Source organism: Streptomyces plumbidurans, assembly GCF_019857225.1.
Classification (GTDB): Bacteria; Actinomycetota; Actinomycetes; order Streptomycetales; family Streptomycetaceae; genus Streptomyces; species Streptomyces plumbidurans.
In genome coordinates this window covers 1-21,908 of sequence record NZ_JAFJSY010000048.1, presented here as the reverse complement: position 1 = coordinate 21,908, position 21,908 = coordinate 1, and the positions used below count along the sequence as shown (strand labels likewise).

The following is a 21,908-nucleotide window of genomic DNA, read 5'->3' as shown; positions in this document are numbered from 1 at the left end:
TTCCATGGCGAGACTTCATCTCTTCGATCTCGACGGCACCTTGCTGCAGGGCACAACGGCGCCCGTGGAAATCTCACGGCAGTTGGGGCTGGAAGCCGAGACGGTGGCGCTCGATCAGGCGATCTCGGCTGGGCTGATAGGGCCGCCGGAGTACGCGGCCCAGGTATACGCGCTTTGGGCGGATCTCACCGAGGCACATGTATCGGCGGCTTTCGACGGCGCCCCGTGGCTCGAACGCATCCGTGAGGTCTGGGAGGACATTCGGCGGGCGGGTGATTACTGCGCCGTTGTGTCGCTCTCACCCTCCTTCTTTGTCGAGCGGCTCACCGACTGGGGAGCGCACGCGACTTACGGATCCCGGTTTCCGGCGGTGCCGTTCACCGAGCCCGTGGATCCGACCGGAGTTCTCAGTGCCGCGGCGAAGGTGGAGATCGCCGGCCGCCTGTGCCGGGAGTTCGGGGTGGAGAGCGCGGACTGCATTGCCTACGGGGATTCGTTGTCGGACAAGGACCTGTTCGGTGCGGTTCCGGTCTCCGTCGCGGTCAATGCGGACCGTCATCTGGCGGGCCTTGCGACGTACTCCTACATGGGCGGCAATCTGTGGGAAGCGTACGAATTGGTACGTCGCGTCGGTTGATTGCGGCCGGAATTGCCAAAGCCGCGCGTCAGCCCAGGTCAGGTGCGTGGAGGGCGCGTACGCCCTCGATGTTGCCGTCCAGATAGTGCCGCAGCGACAGCGGCACGAGATGCACCGAGGCGATCCCGACACGGGTGAACGGCACTCGTACGATCTCGTACTCACCGGCGGGCTCGTCCACTTCGGGACCGTGCCGCAACGACGGGTCCATGGACTCCAGGTGGCAGACGAAGAAGTGCTGCACCTTCACCCCGGTCGCACCGCCGTCGTCGCCGATGTGCTCCACGGTGTCCACGAAGCAGGGCACCACGTCGGTGATCTTGGCGCCGAGCTCCTCGAACACCTCACGGTGCAGGGCGTCGACGACGGTCGAGTCGCTGGGCTCGACGCCGCCACCGGGCGTGACCCAGTAGGGATCGACGCCGGGCTTGGTGCGCTTGATCAGGATCAGGTTGTCGCCGTCGAGCAGGACGGCACGGGCGGTGCGCTTGACCACGGGTCGGACGGTCATGGGGGAAATGTGGCCCGGTTGGTTCCACGTGAAACATAGCGGTTCGTCATCGACCGTAATCGTGCGGTGATCACTGGGAAAGCGCAGGTCAGCACCAGTCTGCCGCGGATCGCAGCAGCCATTCGTGCGCTCGCGCGATGTGCGGCATCGCCAGGGTGCCGGTGCGCACCACCAGGAAGTACGTCCGCAGCGGAGGCACCGCCGGCTCGTGCAGGGCGACGATCTCCCCGCGTTCCAGGGCTGCCCTGCACAGATAGCGGGGCAGTACCGCGAGCCCCGCACCCGCGACGACGCAGGCGAGGACCGCACGCAGGTCCGGCACGATGACGGTACCCGGGGCGGCAGGACGGGAGTCGAAGACGGAGGCCCAGTAGCGGGAGACGAAGGGCAGCGACTCATGCACCTCGACCACGGGGACGTTGTCCAGAGCGGGCGCTCCCTTGCGGTCCGGCTTCTCCACGCCGATCTGCTCGGCCCGGAGGGGAGCGGCGACCAGGACGTGCTCCTCGTCGCAGAGCGGAGTCGCCGTCAGCAATGCGCCGCGGGGACGGGCCGTACTGATGGCCAGATCGTGATGCCCGGCGGCCAGCCCCTCCAGGGTTTCCTCGGCGTTCCCGAAGGAGGCGCGCAGGGCAAAGCCCTGGCCGTCCTCGCCGGTCAGCTCCGTGAGAGCGGGCAGCGCCCGCTCGGCGGTGAACTCGGGGGGACCGGCGAGATGCAGCGTGCGTAAGGAGGACTCGTCGTCGATGCCGGTCTCGGCGATCTCCACCAGGGCGTCCAGATGCGGGGCGGCCTTGTGCGCGAGCTCGTCACCGATGGTCGTCGGGGTGACCCCGCGAGCCTGCCGGAGAAACAGCGGGCGCCCCAACTGCCGTTCCAGCGTGCGGATCTGTGAGGTCACGGCCGGCTGCGACAGACCGAGCAGGGCGGCGGCGCGGGTGAAGGAGCCGGCCCGGTGCACGGTGACGAAAGTGCGCAGCAAGGCCAGATCCATGGTTCGCCCTCCCCAGTTCCCTGCCCCTCTCCCGGCCCCCGAGGCAGGGCCCAACTATAAATAAGTCGATAGGTCTCTGTCGCTACTGTGATTGGACACTGACACAGAGTCAACTAGCCTTGTTCGCGCGGTTCTTCGCGCGCAGAACCGAGGGCGGTCCGAGCCACGAGGGGGGAGGCTCGGACCGCCCGTTGTGCAGAGCGGCGAACCGATCGGGCGCCGTAAAGCAGGTTCCGAAGGCGTCATCGCGCCGACTCCTCCAGCGCGCGCAGCACATCCGCCACCAGGTCCTCGGGGTCCTCGGCGCCGACCGAGAAGCGAATGAAGCCCTCCGGCACCGCGTCTCCGCCCCAGCGTCCGCGCCGCTCGGCCGTGGACCGCACCCCGCCGAAGCTCGTCGCGTTGTCGACGAGCCGCAGCGCGTCGAGAAAACGGTCGGCACGCGCGCGCGTGGGCAGCGTGAAGGACACCACGCATCCGTAGCGGCGCATCTGCTGCGAGGCGATCTTGTGCGAGGGGTCGTCGGGCAGCCCGGGATAGCGCAGTCCGGTCACCTCCGGCCGTGTCCGCAGAGCCTCGGCGAGCGTGAGGGCAGTGGCGCACTGCCGGTCGACCCGCAGTTGGAGTGTGGCGATCGAACGGTGTGCGAGCCAGGCCTCCATGGGCCCGGGGATGGCACCGACGATCTTGCGCCAGCGGCGTACCGCGGCCATGGCCTCGGCGTCGCGGCCGACGACGTAACCGAGCAGAACGTCCCCGTGTCCGGTGAGCTGCTTGGTGCCGCTGGCCACGGCGAAGTCGGCGCCGAGATCCAGCGGACGCTGTCCCAGTGGCGTGGCGAGCGTGTTGTCGACGGCGACGAGCGCGCCACGCGCGTGTGCCGCCTCTGCGAGGCGCCGGACGTCGCACACGTCGAGCCCGGGGTTCGAGGGCGTCTCCAGCCACAGCAGCCGGGCGCCGTCGAGGACGTCGAGCTGCGCGTCCTGGCCGGTCGGCGCGGTACGCACCTCGATGCCGTACGCCTCCAGCTGCGCGCGCACCAGAGGCAGCGCCTGATAGCCGTCGCTGGGCAGCACGACCGCGTCCCCGGCGCGCAGTTGGGAGAACAGCACGGACGAGATGGCCGCCATGCCGGACGCGAAGACGAATGTCTCCACGTCTTCCTGCCCGGGCGCCTCCAGCTCGCCGATCGCCCGCTCCAGCAGCGTCCAGGTGGGGTTCTCGTCGCGGCCGTACTTGTAGGGGCCGCCCACTTCCCCCGGCAGATGGAAGTGTGCGGCGAACACCGGTCCGGGCAGTGTCGGCTCGTTCTTGACCGCCTCGGGCAGGCCCGCCCGCACCGCGCGCGTGCCGTCACCGTCGACCGAAGGCCTGCCCTCAGCGGAATCACTCATGCCGCCTGTCCCTCCACGTGCTCGCGTACCGCGGCGAGGAGGCCCTCGCTCGCCGCCTCCACCATCTCAAGGCACTCCTCGAATCCGTCCATGCCCCCGTAGTACGGGTCCGGCACGTCGAGGTCGTCGCCGGCCGCGGGGTCGTAGGAACGCAGCAGCCGGACCTTGTCCGCGTCCTCCGGTGTGGGTGCGAGGCGGCGCAGGGCCCTGAGATGTCCGGCGTCGAGGGCGATGACGAGATCGAGGCGGGAGAACCACGACGCCTCGAACCGGCGCGCCCGGTGTCCCGTCTCGTAGCCGCTCTCCCGCAGGACGGAGACGGTGCGCGGGTCGGCGCCGTCTCCCTCGTGCCAGCCGCCGGTGCCGGCGCTGTCGACCTCCACCAGGCCGTCGAGCCCGGCCTCCGTGACACGGGCCCGGAAGACGGACTCGGCCATCGGGGAGCGGCAGATGTTGCCGGTGCAGACGAAGCAGACGCGGTAGGCCATCGTGTGCTCAGTCCTCGTCGGGCAGGATGACGTGCAGCGCCCACGAGACGATCGAGATGATCAGGCCGCCCAGCACCGCGGTCCAGAAGCCGTCGACGTGGAAGCTCAGGTCGAGCTTGCCGGCCACCCACGAGGTGAGCATCAGCATCAGGGCGTTGACGATCAGGGTGAACAGGCCCAGGGTCAGGATGAGCAGCGGCAGGCTCAGGAGCTTCACGACCGGTTTGACCAGGAAGTTCACCAGGCCGAAGATCAGCGCGACGATGATCAGGGTGCCGGCCTTCTTGCCCGTGCTGTCACCGGTCAGGGTGATCTTGTCGAGCAGCCATACGGCGACCGCCAGGGCGCCCGCGTTGGCGATCGTCTTGACTACGAAATTCTTCATGTGTCTGATCGTGGCAGAAGAGATCGGTCACGAGCAGCGGGGCGAGGGCGACAACTGCGATGAAGGCATTCCGGCTGGACGAACTTGAGGCGGAGCGTGCCGCCAATGAGGGCGCCTACCTGCAGTTTCTGCGCGAGCGGAACATGTCCGTCGGGCTGTACGCGCTCGACGCCGGTGAACATGATCCACAGAAGCCTCACAACCAGGACGAGGTCTACTTCGTCGTGAGCGGCCGCGCCTCGATCACCGTCGGTCTGGAGACCACCGAGGTCGCGCGCGGCAGCGTGGTGTACGTGCCGGCGGGTGTGGCCCACAAGTTCCATCACATCAGTGAGGACCTGCGGGTCCTCGTCGTCTTCTCTCCGCCGGAAAGCTGAGGCGGCCTCTCGGGGTTCCCTAGGGGTTCGATCAGGGGAGGACAAGGGGTGCGAGAGCCCCGCCGGCACCCCCGGCGCCTCTAGCATCGAGTGCAGGACATCAATGGACCCCTGCACAGCAGTCGGGCCGAGAGCGAAGGACGAGGGCAATGGGAGAGATCTTCGGCGGACTGCCGTGGTGGGTGAAGTGGATCGCGGTGCCGGTCATCGCCCTGGTGGTGTTCGGCGGACTGATAGCCAGTGTCGTGGGCTTCGTCATCGGGCTGCTGTTCAAGGCGCTGGTCTTCGTGGCGCTGGTCGGCGGGCTGATCTATGTCGTACGGAAGTTCATGTCGAACTCCTCCTCACGCAGCGACTGGTGAGGCCCACGGGAAACCGGTGATCGGTAACAGGTATCACCGGTTCCCTCGCGCGAGGGAAGATTTCCGGACAGGCCGTGTTGAGGCGGTCGCAGGCGATTAGAGTCCGGAAATCGACGCGGGGACGACCCCGCGAGCGGCGTACACCCCCACCCGTGTTCTCCGGCACGGCTGCCCCCTCGCGCTTTCGGGAGTGACCCTTGTCCACGGCAGACACCGCACTCACCAACCCCCACGCACCTCACGCCCCGCCCCCGGGACACCATTTCCGGCCTCCCGAACAACCGGGACCCACGACGCAGGAGCGCGCGACCCCATCCCCGGCGCACCCGTCGGCGCCCTTGGCGCAGCCGTCCCCAGCAGCAGATCCAGCGTCCCCGCAGTCCGCGACCCTCATCGGCTCCGTCCAGCGCGCGATGCGCCTGCTGGAGTGCGTCGCGCGGCACGCATACGGAGCCCCCGCCAAACAGCTGGCCCGCGAGACCGGCCTGGCCCTTCCGACCGCGTACCACCTGCTGCGCACCCTGGTCCACGAGGGCTATCTGAGCCGGGACAAGGGCCTGTTCTTCCTCGGTGACGCGGCCGAGCAGCTGAGCAGCAACGGAGCCCAGCAGAAACGTCGCAGCACGATCGTCGACGCGCTCGCCCGCTGGCGCGACGCCATCGGCGTGCCCGTGTACTACGCGGTGTACCGGGAGGGCGAGATCGAGGTCATGTGCGTCTCCGACACCCCCGGCAACCCGGCGGTCGAGGAGTGGGCCGACTTCCGCGAGACGGCGCACGCGCATGCGATCGGCCAGTGCCTGCTCGCACAACTGGACGACGACGCCCGCCGTGACCATCTCGATCGCTATCCCGTGCAGTCCATCACCCCCTACACCGTCCGTGACAACCACACCCTCCTCAGACGGCTGGAGCGGACACGGCGGATGGAACCGGTCACGGAGCGGCAGGAGTACGCCCTGGGGACGGTCTGTGCGGCTCTCCCCCTCACCGTGGGCGCGACGGCCGCGACGCTGGCCATCTCCCTGCCCGCTCATCAGGCCGACCGGCTGGTGTCCGCGGTCGATCAACTCCAGCGGGAAATCGGGCGCCTGATGGGATCGCTGGCGCTCTCTATCAGTATCTGAAAACTCACTCCTTGTGATCTGCCGTGTACGTTCAGCAAGATGCCCTCAGTGTCAGGGGATCATTCCCAGCCGATCGGCTTCATATGACGGGGTAGGCGATGCGCGAGTCCGTGCAGGCAGAGGTCATGATGAGCTTTCTCGTTTCGGAGGAGCTCTCGTTCCGCATTCCGGTGGAACTGCGCTACGAGACCTGTGATCCGTATGCCGTACGACTGACCTTCCATCTGCCCGGTGATGCGCCGGTGACCTGGGCGTTCGGCCGTGAACTGCTGGTCGACGGAGTGGGCGGACCGTGCGGGGAGGGCGATGTGCGCGTCTCACCCGCCGAACCGGACTCGCTGACCGAGGTGCTGATCCGGCTTCAGGTCGGCCGCGACCAGGCGCTGTTCCGCTCGTCCACCGCGCCCCTCATCGCCTTCCTCGACCGCACCGACAAGCTGGTACCGCTCGGCCAGGAAGGCGCCCTCGACGACTTCGACGCCCACCTCGACGAGGCACTGGACCGCATCCTGGCGGAGGAGCAGAGCGCGGGCTGAGCGGGGGCGCGATCAGGCGGCGGGCGTAACGCTTCTGCCCGGGGCGGGGGGCTGCAGGAACGCTTCTTTTTGTATGGACGCGAGGCAGGGCGCCGGACCTTCTTGTGCGGACGCGAGGCAGGGCGCCGGCCCTTCTTGTGCGGGTGGAGGTATGGCGCTCGACTCCGGAGCCGCCGCGTGCCGAAGCGCCCGGCCGCCTCAGCGCTTGCGACGCCGCCCCCGGCCCGTGCGCGCCGGAGCAGGTACGGCGCCTGCCGTCCCTACGGCTCCGTTAGCCCCTGCAGCCCTCTCCGTCGCCGTGTGCGGTCCCGGACGGTCGGCGGCGACCACCAGCGCCGCGAGCAGTGTCGTGACCGGTACCGAAGCGACCAGGCCGATCGAGCCCACCAGCGTGCGCACGATCTCCTCGGCCACCAGCTCACTGTTGGCGACCGTCCCCACGCTGCTCTGCGCGATGGAGAACAGCAGCAGCAACGGCAGTGCGGCGCCCGCGTAGGCGAGGACGAGGGTGTTGACGACGGATGCGATGTGGTCGCGGCCGATGCGGATGCCTGCCCGGTACAACTGCCGCCAGCCCATCGAGGGATTGGCCTCGTGCAGCTCCCAGACGGCCGAGGTCTGGGTGACCGTCACGTCGTCGAGGACACCGAGCGAGCCGATGATGACGCCCGCGAGCAGCAGACCGCTCATGTCGATCGACGGATACAGGCCGTGGATCAGACCGGTGCTGTCGTCGGTGTTGCCGGTCAGCGCGGCCCAGCCGATGAACCCGGAGCCGAGCAGGCCGATCAGTACGAGCGAGAGCAGAGTGCCGAGGACCGCCACGGAGGTACGGGCGGACAGGCCGTGGCACATGTAGAGGGCGATCAGCATGATGGCGCTCGACCCGACCACGGCCACGAGCAGAGGGTTCGAACCCTGGAGTATCGCCGGCAGGATGAAGAAGGTCAGCACCACGAAGCTGACGGCCAGCGCGACCAGCGCCATGATGCCGCGCAACCGGCCCACCACCACGACGGCGAGCGCGAAGATGCCGGCGAGCAGGGCCATGGGGAAGCGGCGGTTGACGTCGGTGACGGAGTACTGCAGGTCCTTGGGCGCCGAGGGCTCGTAGGCGGCCACGACCTTCTCGCCCTCGTGCAGTTGGCGTGACTGGTCGGGCTGGACGATCTCGGTGAACGTACGACCCTTGTCCTTGCCGGTGTCGACGCGGACCGTCGCCTTCTTGCACGTGCCCTTCACCTGCTGCTGGGCCGAGGAGCCCTGCGCGGTGGAGGTGTCACCGGTCGGGGCCCCGCCCGAGGCGTTGACCGACTTGCAGCTCACGTTCACGACCTCGGTCACCGTCGCCTGCTGGGTCTGCCGGTCGAAGCCCACACCGGTGCGTTCGTGCGACGGGGCACCGCCGGGCCACAGGACCACGAGTCCGACGACCACGGCCACGGTGAACGGGATGAGGATCGCGGCGATGACCTTGCGCAGATGCCGGGAGACGGGGGCTGCCGGACCGTGGCTGTGCGAATGGCCATGCCCTGAACCGTGGCCGTGCCCCGAACCGGGACCGTGGCCATGACCGCCCCTGGGACCGTGGCCATTACCGCCCTCCGAGCCGTGCCCACGCGGCGGCTCCGAGGGCGGGTACGGGTACTGCTCTGTCGTGGTCACCGCCAGATCATCGCAAGAACGACAAGGCCCCCTGTTCAGCTCGCCCGAACTGACGCTAGCGTGGAGGCACCTTTGCACACGCGGGAGCTCGGAGCACCGGGCTGAGAGGGCGCTGACCTCCGTCCCAGCGATGTTTCACGTGGAACATCACCGAATTCGGGTGATGGCCCGCACGAAGCGTCGACAGACGGATATCGCTGCGTCGACCGCCGAACCTGTTACCGGGTAATGCCGGCGTAGGGAGTAGGTCTCATGACCAACAAGGACGCACGCACGCCTGCCTCCAGCCAGGGCGAACAGCCCCAGGAGGCCGGGAAGTCCATCGGCTGGCACAAGGCATACGTCGCGGGCTCACGCCCCGATCTGCAGGTGCCGGTCCGTCAGGTGCACCTCACCAACGGGCAGTCGGTCACGCTGTACGACACATCCGGCCCGTACACCGATCCGCTCACCGACACCGATGTCCGCAGGGGACTCGCCCCGCTCCGCGAGAACTGGATCATCGCCCGCGGCGACACCGAGGAGTACGCGGGTCGTCCCGTCCGTCCGGAGGACGACGGCATCAAGCACACCTCTCCGCGCGGAGGGCTGCGCAATCTCGACGCGGTCTTCCCCGGACGTCCGCGTCAGCCGCGCCGCGGACGTGCGGGTCAGGCGGTCACACAGCTCGCGTATGCGCGCCGGGGCGAGGTCACTCCCGAGATGGAGTTCGTGGCCCTGCGGGAGAACGTCTCGCCGGAGGTGGTCCGTGAGGAGATCGCGGCGGGGCGCGCGGTGCTGCCGGCCAACGTCAACCATCCCGAGATCGAGCCGATGATCATCGGCAAGCGGTTCCTGGTGAAGGTCAACGCCAACATCGGAAACTCCGCGGTGACGTCCTCCATCGAGGAGGAGGTCGAGAAGATGACCTGGGCGACCCGGTGGGGCGCCGACACGGTCATGGACCTGTCCACCGGCCGCAACATCCACACGACCCGCGAATGGGTGCTGCGCAACTCCCCCGTGCCCATCGGCACGGTGCCGCTCTATCAGGCGCTGGAGAAGGTCGACGGCCGCGCCGAGGAGCTGACCTGGGAGATCTACAAGGACACCGTCGTCGAGCAGGCCGAGCAGGGCGTGGACTACATGACGGTGCACGCGGGCGTACGCCTGCCGTTCGTCCCGCTGACCGCGAACCGCAAGACCGGGATCGTCTCGCGCGGCGGCTCGATCATGGCCGCCTGGTGCCTCGCGCACCACAAGGAGTCGTTCCTCTACGAGAACTTCGAGGAGCTCTGCGAGATCCTCGCGGCGTACGACGTCACGTACTCGCTGGGCGACGGCCTGCGGCCCGGTTCGATCGCGGACGCCAACGACGAGGCGCAGTTCGCGGAACTGCGGACTCTCGGGGAACTCAACCGGATCGCCAGGCGTTTGAACGTACAGACCATGATCGAGGGTCCGGGACATGTCCCGATGCACAAGATCAAGGAGAACATCGACCTTCAGCAGGAGATCTGCGATGAAGCTCCGTTCTATACGCTCGGCCCGCTGACGACGGACGTCGCGCCGGCGTACGACCACATCACCTCCGGCATCGGTGCCGCGATGATCGCCTGGTGGGGCACGGCCATGCTCTGCTACGTCACGCCCAAGGAACACCTGGGCCTGCCCAACCGTGACGACGTCAAGACCGGCGTCATCACCTACAAGATCGCCGCCCACGCAGCCGACCTCGCCAAGGGGCACCCCGGTGCGCAGGAATGGGACGACGCGCTGTCCGACGCCCGCTTCGAATTCCGCTGGGAGGACCAGTTCAATCTCGCCCTGGACCCCGACACGGCACGGGAGTTCCACGACGAGACCCTCCCGGCGGAGCCTGCCAAGACGGCCCACTTCTGCTCGATGTGCGGGCCGAAGTTCTGCAGCATGAAGATCTCCCAGGACATCCGCCGCGAGCACGGCGGCACCCGGGACGAGATCGAGGAGGGGATGGCGCAGAAGTCGAAGGAGTTCGCGGCGAGCGGCAATCGCGTGTATCTGCCGCTCGCGGACTGAAGCGGACTGAAGCGGACTGAAGCGGACTGAAGCGGACTGAGTGGACCGAAGCGGACCGCCGCAGCGGACCGATGACGACATGAGCGCATGGCTTGCGCTCCCCCGGACGGCCCCCGAGGGCCGCTGCGGAGGGCGCAAGCCGGCGGTCACTCCGGCTGGTGCTCCGGGCCTCCGAACTCCGGGCTGGTGTAGTCCGGGCTGCTGAAGCTCGGCCGTGGGCCGGCGGCCTGGCCGTCGTCGGGGCTGCTGAATCCCGGGCGGCCGTATCCGAGGTTCGGCATGCGACTGGTCGGTGTCCGCGGCGTGTTGCTGTGCAGGGCCGCCGCGGCGCCGGGGTCGGCGAGCGCCTCCTTGAGGAACGGCATGACGCCGTTCTCGAGGAGGGCCTCGCGCCAGGCTTCCCTGGCGCGGGCCACCTCCGTGCTCAGTTCGCCGTACGGCCCGGACTCCAGGGACGGCCTGTTGCGCAGAGCGGTGAGCAGCAGGCCGATGCCGGCGACCAGGATCGCGGCCGCGGTCAGGGCCCCGAACACCCATCCCGCGGTCAGCATGGTCTGGGCGAACGCCGGTTCAGGGCTGAGCATTTTGAGGATGTAGCCGACGAGCAGGAAGAGAATCGCTGCCGTTCCGGCGAGGACGGGGGCGAGGACAGCGGCGACGGCGACGGCGCCCGCACCGGTTGTCTCGCTGAGGGTGGTGGCGAGCCCCATGGCCGCGCCCGGCTCCGTGGAGCCGGTTTCGCGGGTGGACGACGGGGTCGACGGCGCCGGCTGGCGCAGTTCCTCGCGAACCTTCACGTAGTGCTGGTACTCGCTCGCCGCGGCCGCCGTGATGAGTGCGGTGGCGTTGAGCGCCATGGTGCGCAGCTGTTCGGCGTTGAGTCGCTGTCCGACAGCGGCCAGTTCCGGGCGGTTTGGGGCGGAGCGCAGCGCCTCATCGAGGACCCGCTCGTACTCCTGGCGGTCCTCACTCAGCAGGTGCTGCGGAACGCTGTTCATGTGCATCCCCCGATGCTCCGTAGGGCTTGGGGCTCGCATGCCAGCGAGCCGTCGGGCAGAAACGGAGGGGAGCCTGCTACGGATAAGCCGATGGTAGAGCGGTCACGGCACGTGGTGACAGGGGGTTTCCAGAAATTGGGCCCTGGCCTGCGCCGTTGAACGCCGTTCCTGCACGGGGGCGCCTGCCCTGTGAACGTTCAGATATCCAGTGGAAGTTGCTGGACCAGTAGCTTTCCGGCCATGGTCACTCCGCCGTCCATCGCGATGGCCAGGCCGTCCGCGTAGACGTGCGGGCCCTCGACCACGGGACCGGTGCTGTCCTCGCCCTCCTCGGACCCGACCTCGCCGAGGAGATACGGAATGGGGCTGTGACCGTGAACGATCCGTGTGCCGCCGTACGTATTGAGCAGGGAGCGTACGGCGTCTGCACCGCCCTCGTCGCGGAAGGAGAACCGCTTGGTGAACTTGCGGAACAGGTCCCAGCACTCGTCGGCGTCGTTGCGCGTGAGCGTTTCGCGGACGGTGTCGTTGACCGCCTCGATCGAGTCGCCGTAGTCGAGATAGGCGGTGGTGTCGGAGTGGACGAGGAGATAGCCGTCGACCTCCTCGACGGCGTCGAGGCGGGCCATCCACTGCAGATGGTGGTCCTGGAGGCGGTCCATGTCGGTCTTCTGGCCGCCGTTGAGCAGCCAGGCCGCCTGGAAGGTGGCGGTGCCCGCGCCGGAGTTGACGGGGGTGTCGCCGAACCGCTTGGCACCCAGCAGCAGCAGCTCGTGGTTGCCCATGAGCGCCTTGCAGTAGCCGCCGGCCGCGGCCGCCTCCGCCGACAGCCGCATCACGAGGTCGATGACCCCGATGCCGTCGGGGCCGCGGTCGGTGAAGTCGCCGAGGAACCACAGCCGGGAGGTGCCCGCGCACCACTGCCCGGCGGCGTCGACCAGGCCCTGGGCCTGCAGGGCCGACACCAGTTCGTCGAGGTAGCCGTGCACGTCGCCGACGACGTAGAGGGCGCCGGTGCCGTCCGTCTCGTGCGGCGCGGCCAGCGGCTCGGGGGCGACGGGCACCTGGACCGTGTCGCCGCGGTTGATGACGGGAAGGTCGCGCTCGGTCGGGGTGTACCCGTCCGGGTGGATGGCCTCGTCGGGCGGGACGACGTCACCGGGGTGTGTGCTCTGGCCGTACGGGCCGGTCTCGTGCACGTACGCCGGTACCCGGAAGTCGCGCAACGTCGCCGTCCGCTCCGTCTCGGGTCCTTGACCGGCCCCCTGAGTCATCAGACCCCTCCACCATCGCGCCGCATCTGCACCGCATCGGACTGCCTGGTCGCAGCGGCCCGCGGTGTCGTGGGCCCATCATAGGAATGCCGATCGCGCCATGTGATGACCCAGGGGTGGTGAATCGGAGTAAGAGTCCAGTTCACCGCGGCTTTCGCCCCGATTGGGCAGGGCTTCGCCCGCATGCTGACGGCCTCTGTTCTACTCCTCCTCGGGCGATCGCGGCGCGCTGACCGTCGTACGCGGCGGGCGCCGCTGCGACGAGGTGCGCACGATCAGCTCCGTCGGTATCACCTGCTCGACCGGTTGGTCCGATTCGACCCCCTCGATCGCGTCGATGAGGAGCTGCACGACCGCGGTGCCGATGCGCCGGGGTTTCAGCGAGAGCGTGGTGACCGGAGGCTCGGTGTTGGCGTACACGGTGGATTCGCTGCAGCAGACCAGAAGCAGGTCGTCCGGTACGCGCAGGCCGTAGCGGCGGGCCGCGGCGAGCAGGTCGGTGCCGTTCGGGTCGAACAGGCCGTAGACGGCGTCGGGCCGGTCGGGGCGGGCGAGCAGCCGGTCGGCGGCGACGGCGCCCGCGCAGGGGTCGTGCGCCGGGTAGGCCTCGTACACCGGGTCCTGGCCGACGCGTTCGCACCAGCGCAGATAGGCCGTCGTCGACAGATGGGTGTACGTGTCCGTCGAGGTGCCCGTCAGCAGGCCGATGCGGCGGGCGCCGGCGTCGGCCAGATGATCGAGGATGCCCATCACGGCGGCCTCGTGGTCGTTGTCGACCCACGCGGTGACCGGCAGCGAGCCGGCCGGGCGGCCGTCGGAGACGACCGGTAAGCCCTGCCGGACCAGTTCGCTGACCACCGGGTCCTGGTCGGAGGGGTCGATGACGACCGTCCCGTCCAGGGCGACGTTGGACCACACGTCGTGGCGCGAGGTCGCGGGCAGGATCACCAGCGCGTAGCCGCGGGCCAGCGCGGCCGAGGTCGCGGCCCGCGCCATCTCGGCGAAGTAGGCGAACTCGGTGAAGGTGAAAGGTTCATCCCCGTACGTCGTCACGGTCAGACCGATGAGGCCCGACTTGCCGGTACGGAGGGTTCTGGCGGCGGCCGACGGGCGGTAGCCCAGCCGGTCCGCGACCTCGCGGACATGGCGGCGGGTGGCGTCCGGGAGCCGCCCCTTGCCGTTGAGGGCGTCGGAGACGGTCGTGATGGAGACTCCGGCGGCGGCGGCCACGTCCCTGATGCCTGCCCGCCCCGGCCGGCTTCCTCGGCGTGAGGTTTCCGCGCGGCTCACCTGGTGCTTCCCTGCTGCTGTCATGGCGAGCCGATAGTAGGGCTCATGGACTGGGGTAGGGCGGACGCATATGCACGCGTTGACAGGCACGTTTCTGCAAGGTCATCTTGCATCAACTGCCTTTGAAACAAAGTCAGTTGAACGATCCAATGTCACTACGTGACTTGTCGGCGCACACAAGCCTGCCAAGCCCCCGATGTTTCGAAGAGGTCTCAACTCACCTTCACGGGGGATGCGCGCCACGGAGTGAGCCACCGGCGCATAGATATATGTGAGCGCGCCCCTCGATTCGTCTCGCTAAGGGTGGTGTTGCCCCTGATGCGGCTGTGACGGAGGTGGTCCGTCCTGACCGGTACGCAGGGCAGCCGAATCCTCATAAGGTAAGCAGTATTCAAAAGCCGGTGGTGGTCATGAGGAGGACTGCGGTGAGCGAGACGAGCCCCAAGCTGCGCGCCGAGCTGGAGGGTATCCCCACCTACAAGCCGGGCAAGCCCGCCGCGGCCGGTGGCCCGGCGGCCTACAAGCTGTCCTCCAACGAGAACCCCTATCCGCCGCTGCCCGGCGTGATGGAGACGGTGACGGCCGCGATCGCGTCCTTCAACCGCTACCCGGACATGGCCTGCACGGGGCTGATGAGCGAGCTGTCCGACCGCTTCGGTGTGCCGCTCACCCACCTGGCCACCGGCACCGGTTCGGTGGGCGTCGCGCAGCAGCTCATCCAGGCCACCGCCGGCCCCGGCGACGAGGTCATCTACGCCTGGCGGTCCTTCGAGGCGTACCCGATCATCACGCAGATCAGCGGCGCCACCTCGGTGCAGGTGCCGCTGACCCCGGGCGATGTGCACGACCTGGACGCGATGGCGGACGCGATCACCGACCGCACGCGCCTGATCTTCGTCTGCAACCCCAACAACCCGACCGGGACGACCGTGCGCCGGGCGGAGCTGGAACGGTTCCTCGACCGGGTGCCCGGCGATGTGCTGGTGGTGCTGGACGAGGCGTACCGCGAGTTCATCCGCGACCCCGAGGTGCCCGACGGCGTGGAGCTGTACCGCGAGCGCCCGAACGTCTGTGTGCTGCGCACCTTCTCCAAGGCGTACGGCCTCGCGGGTCTGCGGGTCGGCTTCGCGATCGCCCATGAGCCGGTGGCGGCGGCGCTGCGCAAGACGGCGGTGCCGTTCGGCGTGAGCCAGCTCGCGCAGGAGGCGGCCATCGCCTCGCTGCGGGCCGAGGACGAACTGCTCGGCCGGGTCGGCTCCCTGGTCTGCGAGCGCAACCGGGTCGTCGACACGCTGCGCTCCCAGGGCTGGACGGTGCCGGAGACCCAGGCCAACTTCGTGTGGCTGCGGCTGGGGGAGCGCACGGTGCCCTTCGCGCAGGCGTGTGAGCAGCACGGTGTGGTGGTCCGGCCGTTCGCGGGCGAGGGCGTGCGGGTGACGGTCGGGGAGAACGAGGCGAACGACATCTTCCTGAAGGTGACGGAAGCTTTCCGCAAGGAGTTCTGAGCTCCGCCGACGGGGCCTGTCGGGGCCGGCCGGATCTTGCGGCCGTCGCCCCGACAGGCCCTCAGTTGTGCTCTCAGCTGCGCCTTCTCCGCCCGCATTCGGGCCGAGGGGGCTGACGTGACGCAGCAGACAGCGCCCCCGTGCCGTTCCACCCATACCCGTGGGTCATAATTGCTTGTGAATGTGAACGCATTCACAAGCGCACGTAAGGAGCGGCCACGTGAACCTGGCTCTGGCGCCGGAGACCCTGGCGCGATGGCAGTTCGGCATCACGACCGTGTACCACTTCCTCTTCGTGCCCCTGACGATCTCGCTGGCCGCCCTGACGGCCGGACTGCAGACCGCCTGGGTGCGCACGGAGAAGGAGAAGTACCTCAGGGCGACCAAGTTCTGGGGCAAGCTTTTCCTGATCAACATCGCGATGGGTGTGGTCACCGGCATCGTGCAGGAGTTCCAGTTCGGCATGAACTGGTCGGACTACTCCCGCTTCGTCGGTGACGTCTTCGGCGCCCCGCTCGCCTTCGAGGCGCTGATCGCGTTCTTCTTCGAGTCGACCTTCATCGGGCTGTGGATCTTCGGCTGGGACAAGCTGCCCAAGCGGATCCATCTGGCCTGCATCTGGATGGTCTCGATCGGCACGGTCCTGTCGGCGTACTTCATCCTCGCGGCCAACTCCTGGATGCAGCACCCCGTCGGCTACCGGATCAACAAGGCCAAGGGGCGCGCCGAACTCACCGACTTCTGGCAGGTGCTGACCCAGAACACCGCACTCGCGCAGGCATTCCACACGCTCTCGGCGTGCTTCCTGACCGGCGGCGCGTTCATGGTCGGCATCGCCGCCTTCCATCTGTTCCGCAAGAAGCACATCCCCGTCATGAAGACCTCGCTGCGGCTGGGCCTGATCACCGTCGTCATCGCCGGCCTGCTCACCGCGATCAGCGGCGACACCCTCGGCAAGGTCATGTTCAAGCAGCAGCCGATGAAGATGGCGGCCGCCGAGGCCCTGTGGGACGGTCAGCACTCCGCGCCGTTCTCGGTCTTCGCCTACGGCGACGTGAGCAAGGGCCACAACTCGGTCGAGCTGTCGGTCCCCGGAATACTGTCGTTCCTCGCCGACGACAACTTCGACTCCTACGTCCCCGGCATCAACGACACCAACAAGGCCGAGCAGCAGAAGTACGGCCCCGGCGACTACCGCCCCATCATCCCCGTCACCTTCTGGGCGTTCCGCTGGATGATCGGCTTCGGCATGGCGTCCTTCGCCATCGGCCTGGCCGGACTCTGGCTGACCCGCAAGAAGTTCATGCTGCCGCAGCACCTGAGGACCGGCGACGACGAGGTGCCGCATCTGGTCCTGTTCCGGAACAAGGCCCTGAGCCCCAAGCTGGGCAGGCTCTACTGGCTGGTGGCCATCTGGACCATGGGCTTCCCGCTGATCGCCAACTCCTGGGGCTGGATCTTCACCGAGATGGGCCGCCAGCCCTGGGTCGTCTACGGCGTCCTGCAGACCCGTCACGCGGTCTCCCCCGGCGTCTCCCAGGCTGAGGTCCTCACCTCGCTGCTGATCTTCACCGCGCTGTACGCCGCACTCGCCGTCGTCGAGGTCAAGCTGCTGGTGAAGTACGTCAAGGCCGGCCCGCCCGAGCTCACCGAGGCCGACCTCAACCCGCCCACGAAGATCGGCGGCGACACCCGTGACGCCGACAAGCCGATGGCCTTCTCGTACTAGGCCGAGGGAGATCGAGTCATGGAACTGCACGACGTCTGGTTCGTCCTGATCGCCGTCCTGTGGACCGGCTACTTCTTCCTGGAGGGCTTCGACTTCGGGGTCGGCATCCTCACCAAGCTGCTGGCCCGCGACCGGCCCGAGAAGCGGGTACTGATCAACACCATCGGCCCGGTCTGGGACGGCAACGAGGTGTGGCTGCTCTCGGCGGGCGGCGCGACCTTCGCCGCCTTCCCCGAGTGGTACGCCACGCTCTTCTCGGGCTTCTATCTGCCGCTGCTGGTCATCCTGCTCAGCCTGATCGTGCGGGGCGTCGCCTTCGAGTACCGGGCCAAGCGTCCCGAGGAGAACTGGCAGCGCAACTGGGAGACGGCGATCTTCTGGACCTCGCTGATCCCGGCGTTCCTGTGGGGTGTCGCCTTCGGCAACATCGTGCACGGAGTGAAGATCGACAAGAACTTCGAGTACGTCGGCAACATCTGGGACCTGCTCAACCCGTACGCCCTGCTCGGCGGGCTGGTGACGCTGACGCTGTTCACCTTCCACGGCGCGGTGTTCACGGCGCTCAAGACGGTCGGGGAGATCCGGGAACGGGCGCGGAAGCTGGCCACGGTGGTCGGTCTGGCCGCCGCCGCGGTGGCGCTGGTCTTCCTGCTGTGGACGCAGGTCGACAGCGGGGACGGCAAGAGCCTGGTGGCGCTCGTCGTGGCCGTGGCCGCCCTGGTCGCCGCCCTGGTGGCCAATCAGGCCGGGCGTGAGGGATGGTCGTTCGCCCTGTCCGGGATCACCATCGTGGCCGCCGTGGCGATGCTGTTCCTGTCGCTCTTCCCCGATGTCATGCCGTCCTCGCTCGACGAGAACTGGAGCCTGAACGTCACCAACGCCTCGTCGAGCCCCTACACCCTGAAGATCATGACCTGGTGTGCCGGGATCGCCACGCCGATCGTCCTGCTCTACCAGGGGTGGACCTACTGGGTGTTCCGCAAGCGCATCGGAACGCAGCACATCGCTGAGACCGTGCACTGAGGTGTGTTTCACGTGAAACCAATCGATCCCCGTCTGCTCCGGTACGCCCGCGCCACCCGGCTGTTCATGGTGGCGGTCGTCGGCCTGGGCGTTGTCGGAGCGGGCCTGGTCATCGCTCAGGCGATGCTCATCGCCGAGGTCGTGGTGGGTGCCTTCCAGCACCGGATGACGGTCTCCGCACTCGGCACCCCCCTGCTGCTGCTCGCGGCTGTCGCGGCCGGCCGGGCACTGGTCTCCTGGCTCACCGAGCTCGCCGCCCACCGGGCGAGCGCGGCGGTGAAGTCGGAGCTGCGGGGGCGGCTGCTGGAGCGTGCCGTCGCCCTGGGCCCCGGATGGCTGGGCGGACAGCGGACGGGCTCGCTGGTCGCCCTCGCCACACGGGGAGTCGACGCCCTCGACGACTACTTCTCGCGCTATCTGCCGCAGTTGGGACTCGCGGTGGTCGTGCCGGTCGCGGTGCTCGCGCGGATCGTCACCGAGGACTGGGTCTCGGCGGCGATCATCACGGGCACCCTGCCGCTCATCCCGGTCTTCATGATGCTGATCGGCTGGGCCACCCAGTCCCGGATGGACCGTCAGTGGCGGCTGCTGTCCCGCCTGTCCGGGCACTTCCTGGACGTTGTCGCGGGACTGCCGACCCTGAAGGTGTTCGGGCGGGCCAAGGCGCAGGCCGAGTCGATCCGCCGCATCACCGGCGAGTACCGGCAGGCCACGATGCGCACGCTGCGGATCGCCTTCATCTCGTCCTTCGCGCTGGAGCTGCTCTCCACCCTGTCCGTGGCCCTGGTCGCCGTGACAATCGGCATGCGGCTGGTGCACGGCGAGATGGACCTCTACGTCGGCCTGGTCATCCTCGTCCTCGCGCCCGAGGCGTATCTGCCGCTGCGCCAGGTCGGCGCGCAGTACCACGCGGCGGCCGAGGGGCTCGCAGCGGCCGAGGAGATCTTCGCCGTCCTGGAGACGCCCGTGCCGGCCTCGGGCACGGCGGACGTGCCGCAGGGCGCCATCGCCTTCGAGAACGTGACGGTCCGCTACCCCGGCCGGTCCGAGGACGCGGTGTCACAGGCGTCCTTCACCGTCGAGCCCGGGGAGACGGTCGCGCTCGTGGGCCCGAGCGGCGTCGGCAAGTCGACGCTGCTGAACGTTCTGCTGGGCTTTGTGAGGCCCACCGAGGGGCGGGTGCGGGTCGGGGGAGTCGATCTCCGCGACGCCGACCTGGAGCAGTGGCGGTCGCGGATCGCCTGGGTGCCGCAGCGCCCGCACCTGTTCGCCGGGACCATCGCCGAGAACGTACGGCTCGCGCGTCCCGGCGCCGACGACGACGCCGTACGGCGAGCGCTGGCGGACGCCGGTGCCCTGGAGTTCGTGGAGGCGCTGGCCGACGGGACGGACACCCTGCTCGGCGAGGACGGTGCCGGGCTCTCCGCCGGGCAGCGCCAACGGCTCGCGCTGGCCCGGGCGTTCCTCGCGGACCGGCCGGTGCTCCTCCTCGACGAGCCGACGGCCGCGCTGGACGGCGCCACCGAGGCGGAGGTCGTTCAGGCGGTGCGGCGACTTGCGGCAGGGCGGACCGTCCTGCTGGTGGTGCACCGCCCGGCCCTGCTCGCACCGGCGGACCGGATCGTCAGGCTGGACGCGCCGACGAAGCCCGCGGCTGCGGAACACCGGTCCCCCAAGGCACAGGCAGCACCCCAGGAGGCGTACGACAGCCCGGCCGCGCACGAGCCCGACAACATCGCAGCCCCCGTGAGCGGTGGCGGCGGGGTCCTCGCCCGCGTGCGGGCCATGTCCGGCGCCCGGCGCGGTCGTCTGGCGCTCGCCCTGCTGCTCGGCAGCCTCGCGCTCGGCAGCGCCGTCGGGCTCATGGCCACCTCCGGTTGGCTCATCTCGCGGGCCTCGCAGCAGCCGCCCGTGCTGTATCTGATGGTGGCTGTGACGGCGACGCGCGCCTTCGGCATCGGGCGCGCGGTCTTCCGGTACGGCGAGCGGCTGGTGTCGCACGACGCGGTGCTGCGGATGCTGGCCGACACCAGGGTCGCCGTCTACCGGCGGCTGGAACGGTTGGCCCCCGCCGGGCTGCGCCGCACCCGACGCGGCGACCTGCTCTCGCGGCTCGTCACCGACGTGGACGCCCTCCAGGACTACTGGCTGCGCTGGCTGCTGCCCGCCGCGACCGCGGTGGTGGTGTCCGCCGCGTCCGTGGGCTTCACGGCGTGGCTGCTGCCCGAGGCCGGCCTCGCACTCGGTGCAGGTCTGTTGGCGGCCGGGGTCGGCGTCCCGCTGCTCACCGGTGCCGTGGCCCGCCGAGCCGACCGCAGGCTGGCCCCCGCGCGGGGACAGCTCGCGACACGGGTGACCGATCTGCTCACCGGCACCGCCGAGTTGACGGTCGCCGGCGCCCTGAACGCCCGCGGCGCCGAGGCACGGCGCGCCGACGGCGTGCTCACCCGCATCGCCTCGCGCGCCGCCACCGCCACCGCGCTCGGCGACGGCCTGACCGCCCTGCTCTCCGGACTGACGGTCGCCGCGAGCGCCCTCGCGGGTGCCCAGGCGGTCGCCGACGGGCGGCTCGGCGGTGTGACGATGGCGGTGATCGTCCTCACCCCGCTGGCCGCCTTCGAGGCCGTACTGGGGCTGCCGCTCGCCGTGCAGCACCGGCAGCGGGTGCGCAGAAGCGCGGAGCGCGTGTACGAGGTCCTGGACGCGCCCGAGCCGGTACGGGAGCCGGAACGGCCCCGGCAGGCGCCCGCCTCCCCCTTCCCGGTGACCCTCAAGGGCCTGACCGCGCGCTACGAGGGGCAGCGGCGCCCGGCGCTCGACGGCCTCGACCTCACCCTCGGCCAGGGGCAGCGGATCGCCGTGGTCGGGCCCTCCGGCTCCGGCAAGACGACACTGGCGCAGACGCTGCTGCGCTTCCTGGACGCGGAGGCGGGCTCGTACACCCTGGCCGGCGTGGACGCCTGCGCCCTCGACGGCGACGACGTACGGCGGCTGGTCGGACTGTGCGCGCAGGACGCGCACCTCTTCGACAGCTCGGTGCGCGAGAACCTGCTCCTCGCGCGCAAGGACGCCACCGAGGACCAACTGCGCGACGCGCTGCGGCGCGCCCGGCTGCTGGAGTGGGCGGACCGGCTGCCGGACGGCCTTGACACGCTGGTCGGCGAGCACGGGGCCCGGCTGTCGGGCGGGCAGCGGCAGCGGCTGGCACTGGCCCGGGCGCTCCTCGCCGACTTCCCCGTCCTGGTGCTCGACGAGCCCGCGGAACATCTTGACCTGCCGACGGCCGACGCCCTCACCGCCGACCTGCTGGCCGCCACACAGGGCCGCACGACCCTGCTCATCACGCACCGGCTGTCTGGTCTGGACGCGGTGGACGAGGTCGTCGTCCTGGACGAGGGACGCGTGGTACAGCGAGGCCCGTACGCCGAACTGGCCGCCGTACCGGGTCCGTTGCGGGCGATGGTGGAGCGGGAGGCGCAGGTGGAGTCGCTGGTCGCGGCGGGGTAGGCACGGCGGGGCGAGTGCGGCCGGCCGGTCGGCTCCGTGGGTCGGAGTGCGGCGGGGCGGGCGAGAGCG

The 21,908-nt window shown here is 69.3% G+C and carries 19 protein-coding genes; 10 read left to right on the top strand and 9 right to left on the bottom strand.

Translation table 11 applies throughout. From position 1 onward, the window contains the following. Positions 1-4: 4 nt before the first annotated feature. Positions 5-637 (top strand): HAD family hydrolase, encoded by a 633-nt coding sequence (locus tag JYK17_RS26975; protein WP_108010372.1) that lies wholly within the window; start codon positions 5-7, stop codon positions 635-637. A 28-nt stretch (positions 638-665) separates the two neighbouring features. On the opposite strand, the gene JYK17_RS26970 is transcribed toward JYK17_RS26975, so the two are convergent. The 5 genes from JYK17_RS26970 to JYK17_RS26950 all read right to left on the bottom strand — a co-directional run bounded on the left by JYK17_RS26970 (position 666) and on the right by JYK17_RS26950 (position 4,409). Next, positions 666-1,148, bottom strand: a complete 483-nt coding sequence (locus JYK17_RS26970) for an NUDIX domain-containing protein (RefSeq protein ID WP_108010370.1) — start codon at positions 1,146-1,148, stop codon at positions 666-668. An 88-nt stretch (positions 1,149-1,236) separates the two neighbouring features. Continuing rightward, positions 1,237-2,142 carry a LysR family transcriptional regulator gene (locus tag JYK17_RS26965; RefSeq protein WP_108010368.1) on the bottom strand — a complete coding sequence of 302 codons (906 nt, stop codon included), beginning with the start codon at positions 2,140-2,142 and terminating at the stop codon, positions 1,237-1,239. 242 nt (positions 2,143-2,384) lie between these two features. Further along, a complete protein-coding gene (locus JYK17_RS26960; RefSeq protein WP_108010366.1) occupies positions 2,385-3,536 on the bottom strand; it encodes a cystathionine gamma-lyase in 1,152 nt (383 codons plus the stop codon). Next, complete coding sequence (locus JYK17_RS26955; protein WP_108010364.1) at positions 3,533-4,024, bottom strand: low molecular weight protein-tyrosine-phosphatase; 492 nt, start codon at positions 4,022-4,024, stop codon at positions 3,533-3,535. Before JYK17_RS26955 ends, JYK17_RS26960 begins: the two co-directional genes overlap by 4 nt. A gap of 7 nt (positions 4,025-4,031) precedes the next feature. Next, complete coding sequence (locus tag JYK17_RS26950) at positions 4,032-4,409, bottom strand: phage holin family protein (RefSeq protein WP_108010362.1); 378 nt, start codon at positions 4,407-4,409, stop codon at positions 4,032-4,034. 59 nt (positions 4,410-4,468) lie between these two features. Between JYK17_RS26950 and JYK17_RS26945 the strand changes: the two genes are divergently transcribed. From JYK17_RS26945 to JYK17_RS26930, 4 genes are all read left to right on the top strand, one after another. Next, a complete protein-coding gene (locus JYK17_RS26945; protein ID WP_108010360.1) occupies positions 4,469-4,786 on the top strand; it encodes a cupin domain-containing protein in 318 nt (105 codons plus the stop codon). A gap of 149 nt (positions 4,787-4,935) precedes the next feature. Continuing rightward, on the top strand, positions 4,936-5,148 hold the full coding sequence (locus JYK17_RS26940) for a DUF5326 family protein (RefSeq protein WP_016437003.1): 213 nt from the start codon (positions 4,936-4,938) through the stop codon (positions 5,146-5,148). Between the two features lie 338 nt (positions 5,149-5,486). After that, entirely contained in the window at positions 5,487-6,275 is a 789-nt protein-coding gene (locus tag JYK17_RS26935) for an IclR family transcriptional regulator (RefSeq protein ID WP_234548022.1), read from the top strand. A gap of 98 nt (positions 6,276-6,373) precedes the next feature. Beyond that, entirely contained in the window at positions 6,374-6,811 is a 438-nt protein-coding gene (locus tag JYK17_RS26930) for an SsgA family sporulation/cell division regulator (RefSeq protein ID WP_016437001.1), read from the top strand. Positions 6,812-7,009: 198 nt separating this feature from the next. Here JYK17_RS26930 and JYK17_RS26925 read toward each other — a convergent pair whose 3' ends face one another. Then, positions 7,010-8,476 carry a YibE/F family protein gene (locus tag JYK17_RS26925; RefSeq protein WP_222811359.1) on the bottom strand — a complete coding sequence of 489 codons (1,467 nt, stop codon included), beginning with the start codon at positions 8,474-8,476 and terminating at the stop codon, positions 7,010-7,012. Between the two features lie 252 nt (positions 8,477-8,728). On the opposite strand from JYK17_RS26925, the gene thiC reads away from it, so the two are divergent. Next, on the top strand, positions 8,729-10,513 hold the full coding sequence (thiC, locus tag JYK17_RS26920) for a phosphomethylpyrimidine synthase ThiC (RefSeq protein WP_108010354.1): 1,785 nt from the start codon (positions 8,729-8,731) through the stop codon (positions 10,511-10,513). Positions 10,514-10,659: 146 nt separating this feature from the next. Here thiC and JYK17_RS26915 read toward each other — a convergent pair whose 3' ends face one another. The 3 genes from JYK17_RS26915 to JYK17_RS26905 all read right to left on the bottom strand — a co-directional run bounded on the left by JYK17_RS26915 (position 10,660) and on the right by JYK17_RS26905 (position 14,099). Beyond that, a complete protein-coding gene (locus JYK17_RS26915; RefSeq protein ID WP_108010352.1) occupies positions 10,660-11,517 on the bottom strand; it encodes a hypothetical protein in 858 nt (285 codons plus the stop codon). A 191-nt stretch (positions 11,518-11,708) separates the two neighbouring features. Further along, positions 11,709-12,785, bottom strand: coding sequence for a metallophosphoesterase (locus JYK17_RS26910; RefSeq protein ID WP_128802388.1), 1,077 nt, complete (start codon positions 12,783-12,785; stop codon positions 11,709-11,711). 201 nt (positions 12,786-12,986) lie between these two features. Beyond that, the gene (locus JYK17_RS26905; RefSeq protein ID WP_108010348.1) at positions 12,987-14,099 is read right to left on the bottom strand and encodes a LacI family DNA-binding transcriptional regulator; all 1,113 of its coding nucleotides are present in this window, start codon (positions 14,097-14,099) and stop codon (positions 12,987-12,989) included. Between the two features lie 401 nt (positions 14,100-14,500). On the opposite strand from JYK17_RS26905, the gene hisC reads away from it, so the two are divergent. The 4 genes from hisC to cydD all read left to right on the top strand — a co-directional run bounded on the left by hisC (position 14,501) and on the right by cydD (position 21,839). Beyond that, positions 14,501-15,580, top strand: a complete 1,080-nt coding sequence (gene hisC / locus JYK17_RS26900; RefSeq protein ID WP_108010346.1) for a histidinol-phosphate transaminase — start codon at positions 14,501-14,503, stop codon at positions 15,578-15,580. Positions 15,581-15,800: 220 nt separating this feature from the next. Continuing rightward, positions 15,801-17,309 (top strand): cytochrome ubiquinol oxidase subunit I, encoded by a 1,509-nt coding sequence (locus tag JYK17_RS26895; protein WP_108010344.1) that lies wholly within the window; start codon positions 15,801-15,803, stop codon positions 17,307-17,309. Positions 17,310-17,327: 18 nt separating this feature from the next. After that, entirely contained in the window at positions 17,328-18,332 is a 1,005-nt protein-coding gene (gene cydB / locus JYK17_RS26890) for a cytochrome d ubiquinol oxidase subunit II (protein WP_108010342.1), read from the top strand. A gap of 12 nt (positions 18,333-18,344) precedes the next feature. Then, positions 18,345-21,839 carry a thiol reductant ABC exporter subunit CydD gene (gene cydD, locus JYK17_RS26885; protein WP_222811358.1) on the top strand — a complete coding sequence of 1,165 codons (3,495 nt, stop codon included), beginning with the start codon at positions 18,345-18,347 and terminating at the stop codon, positions 21,837-21,839. Positions 21,840-21,908: the final 69 nt, after the last annotated feature.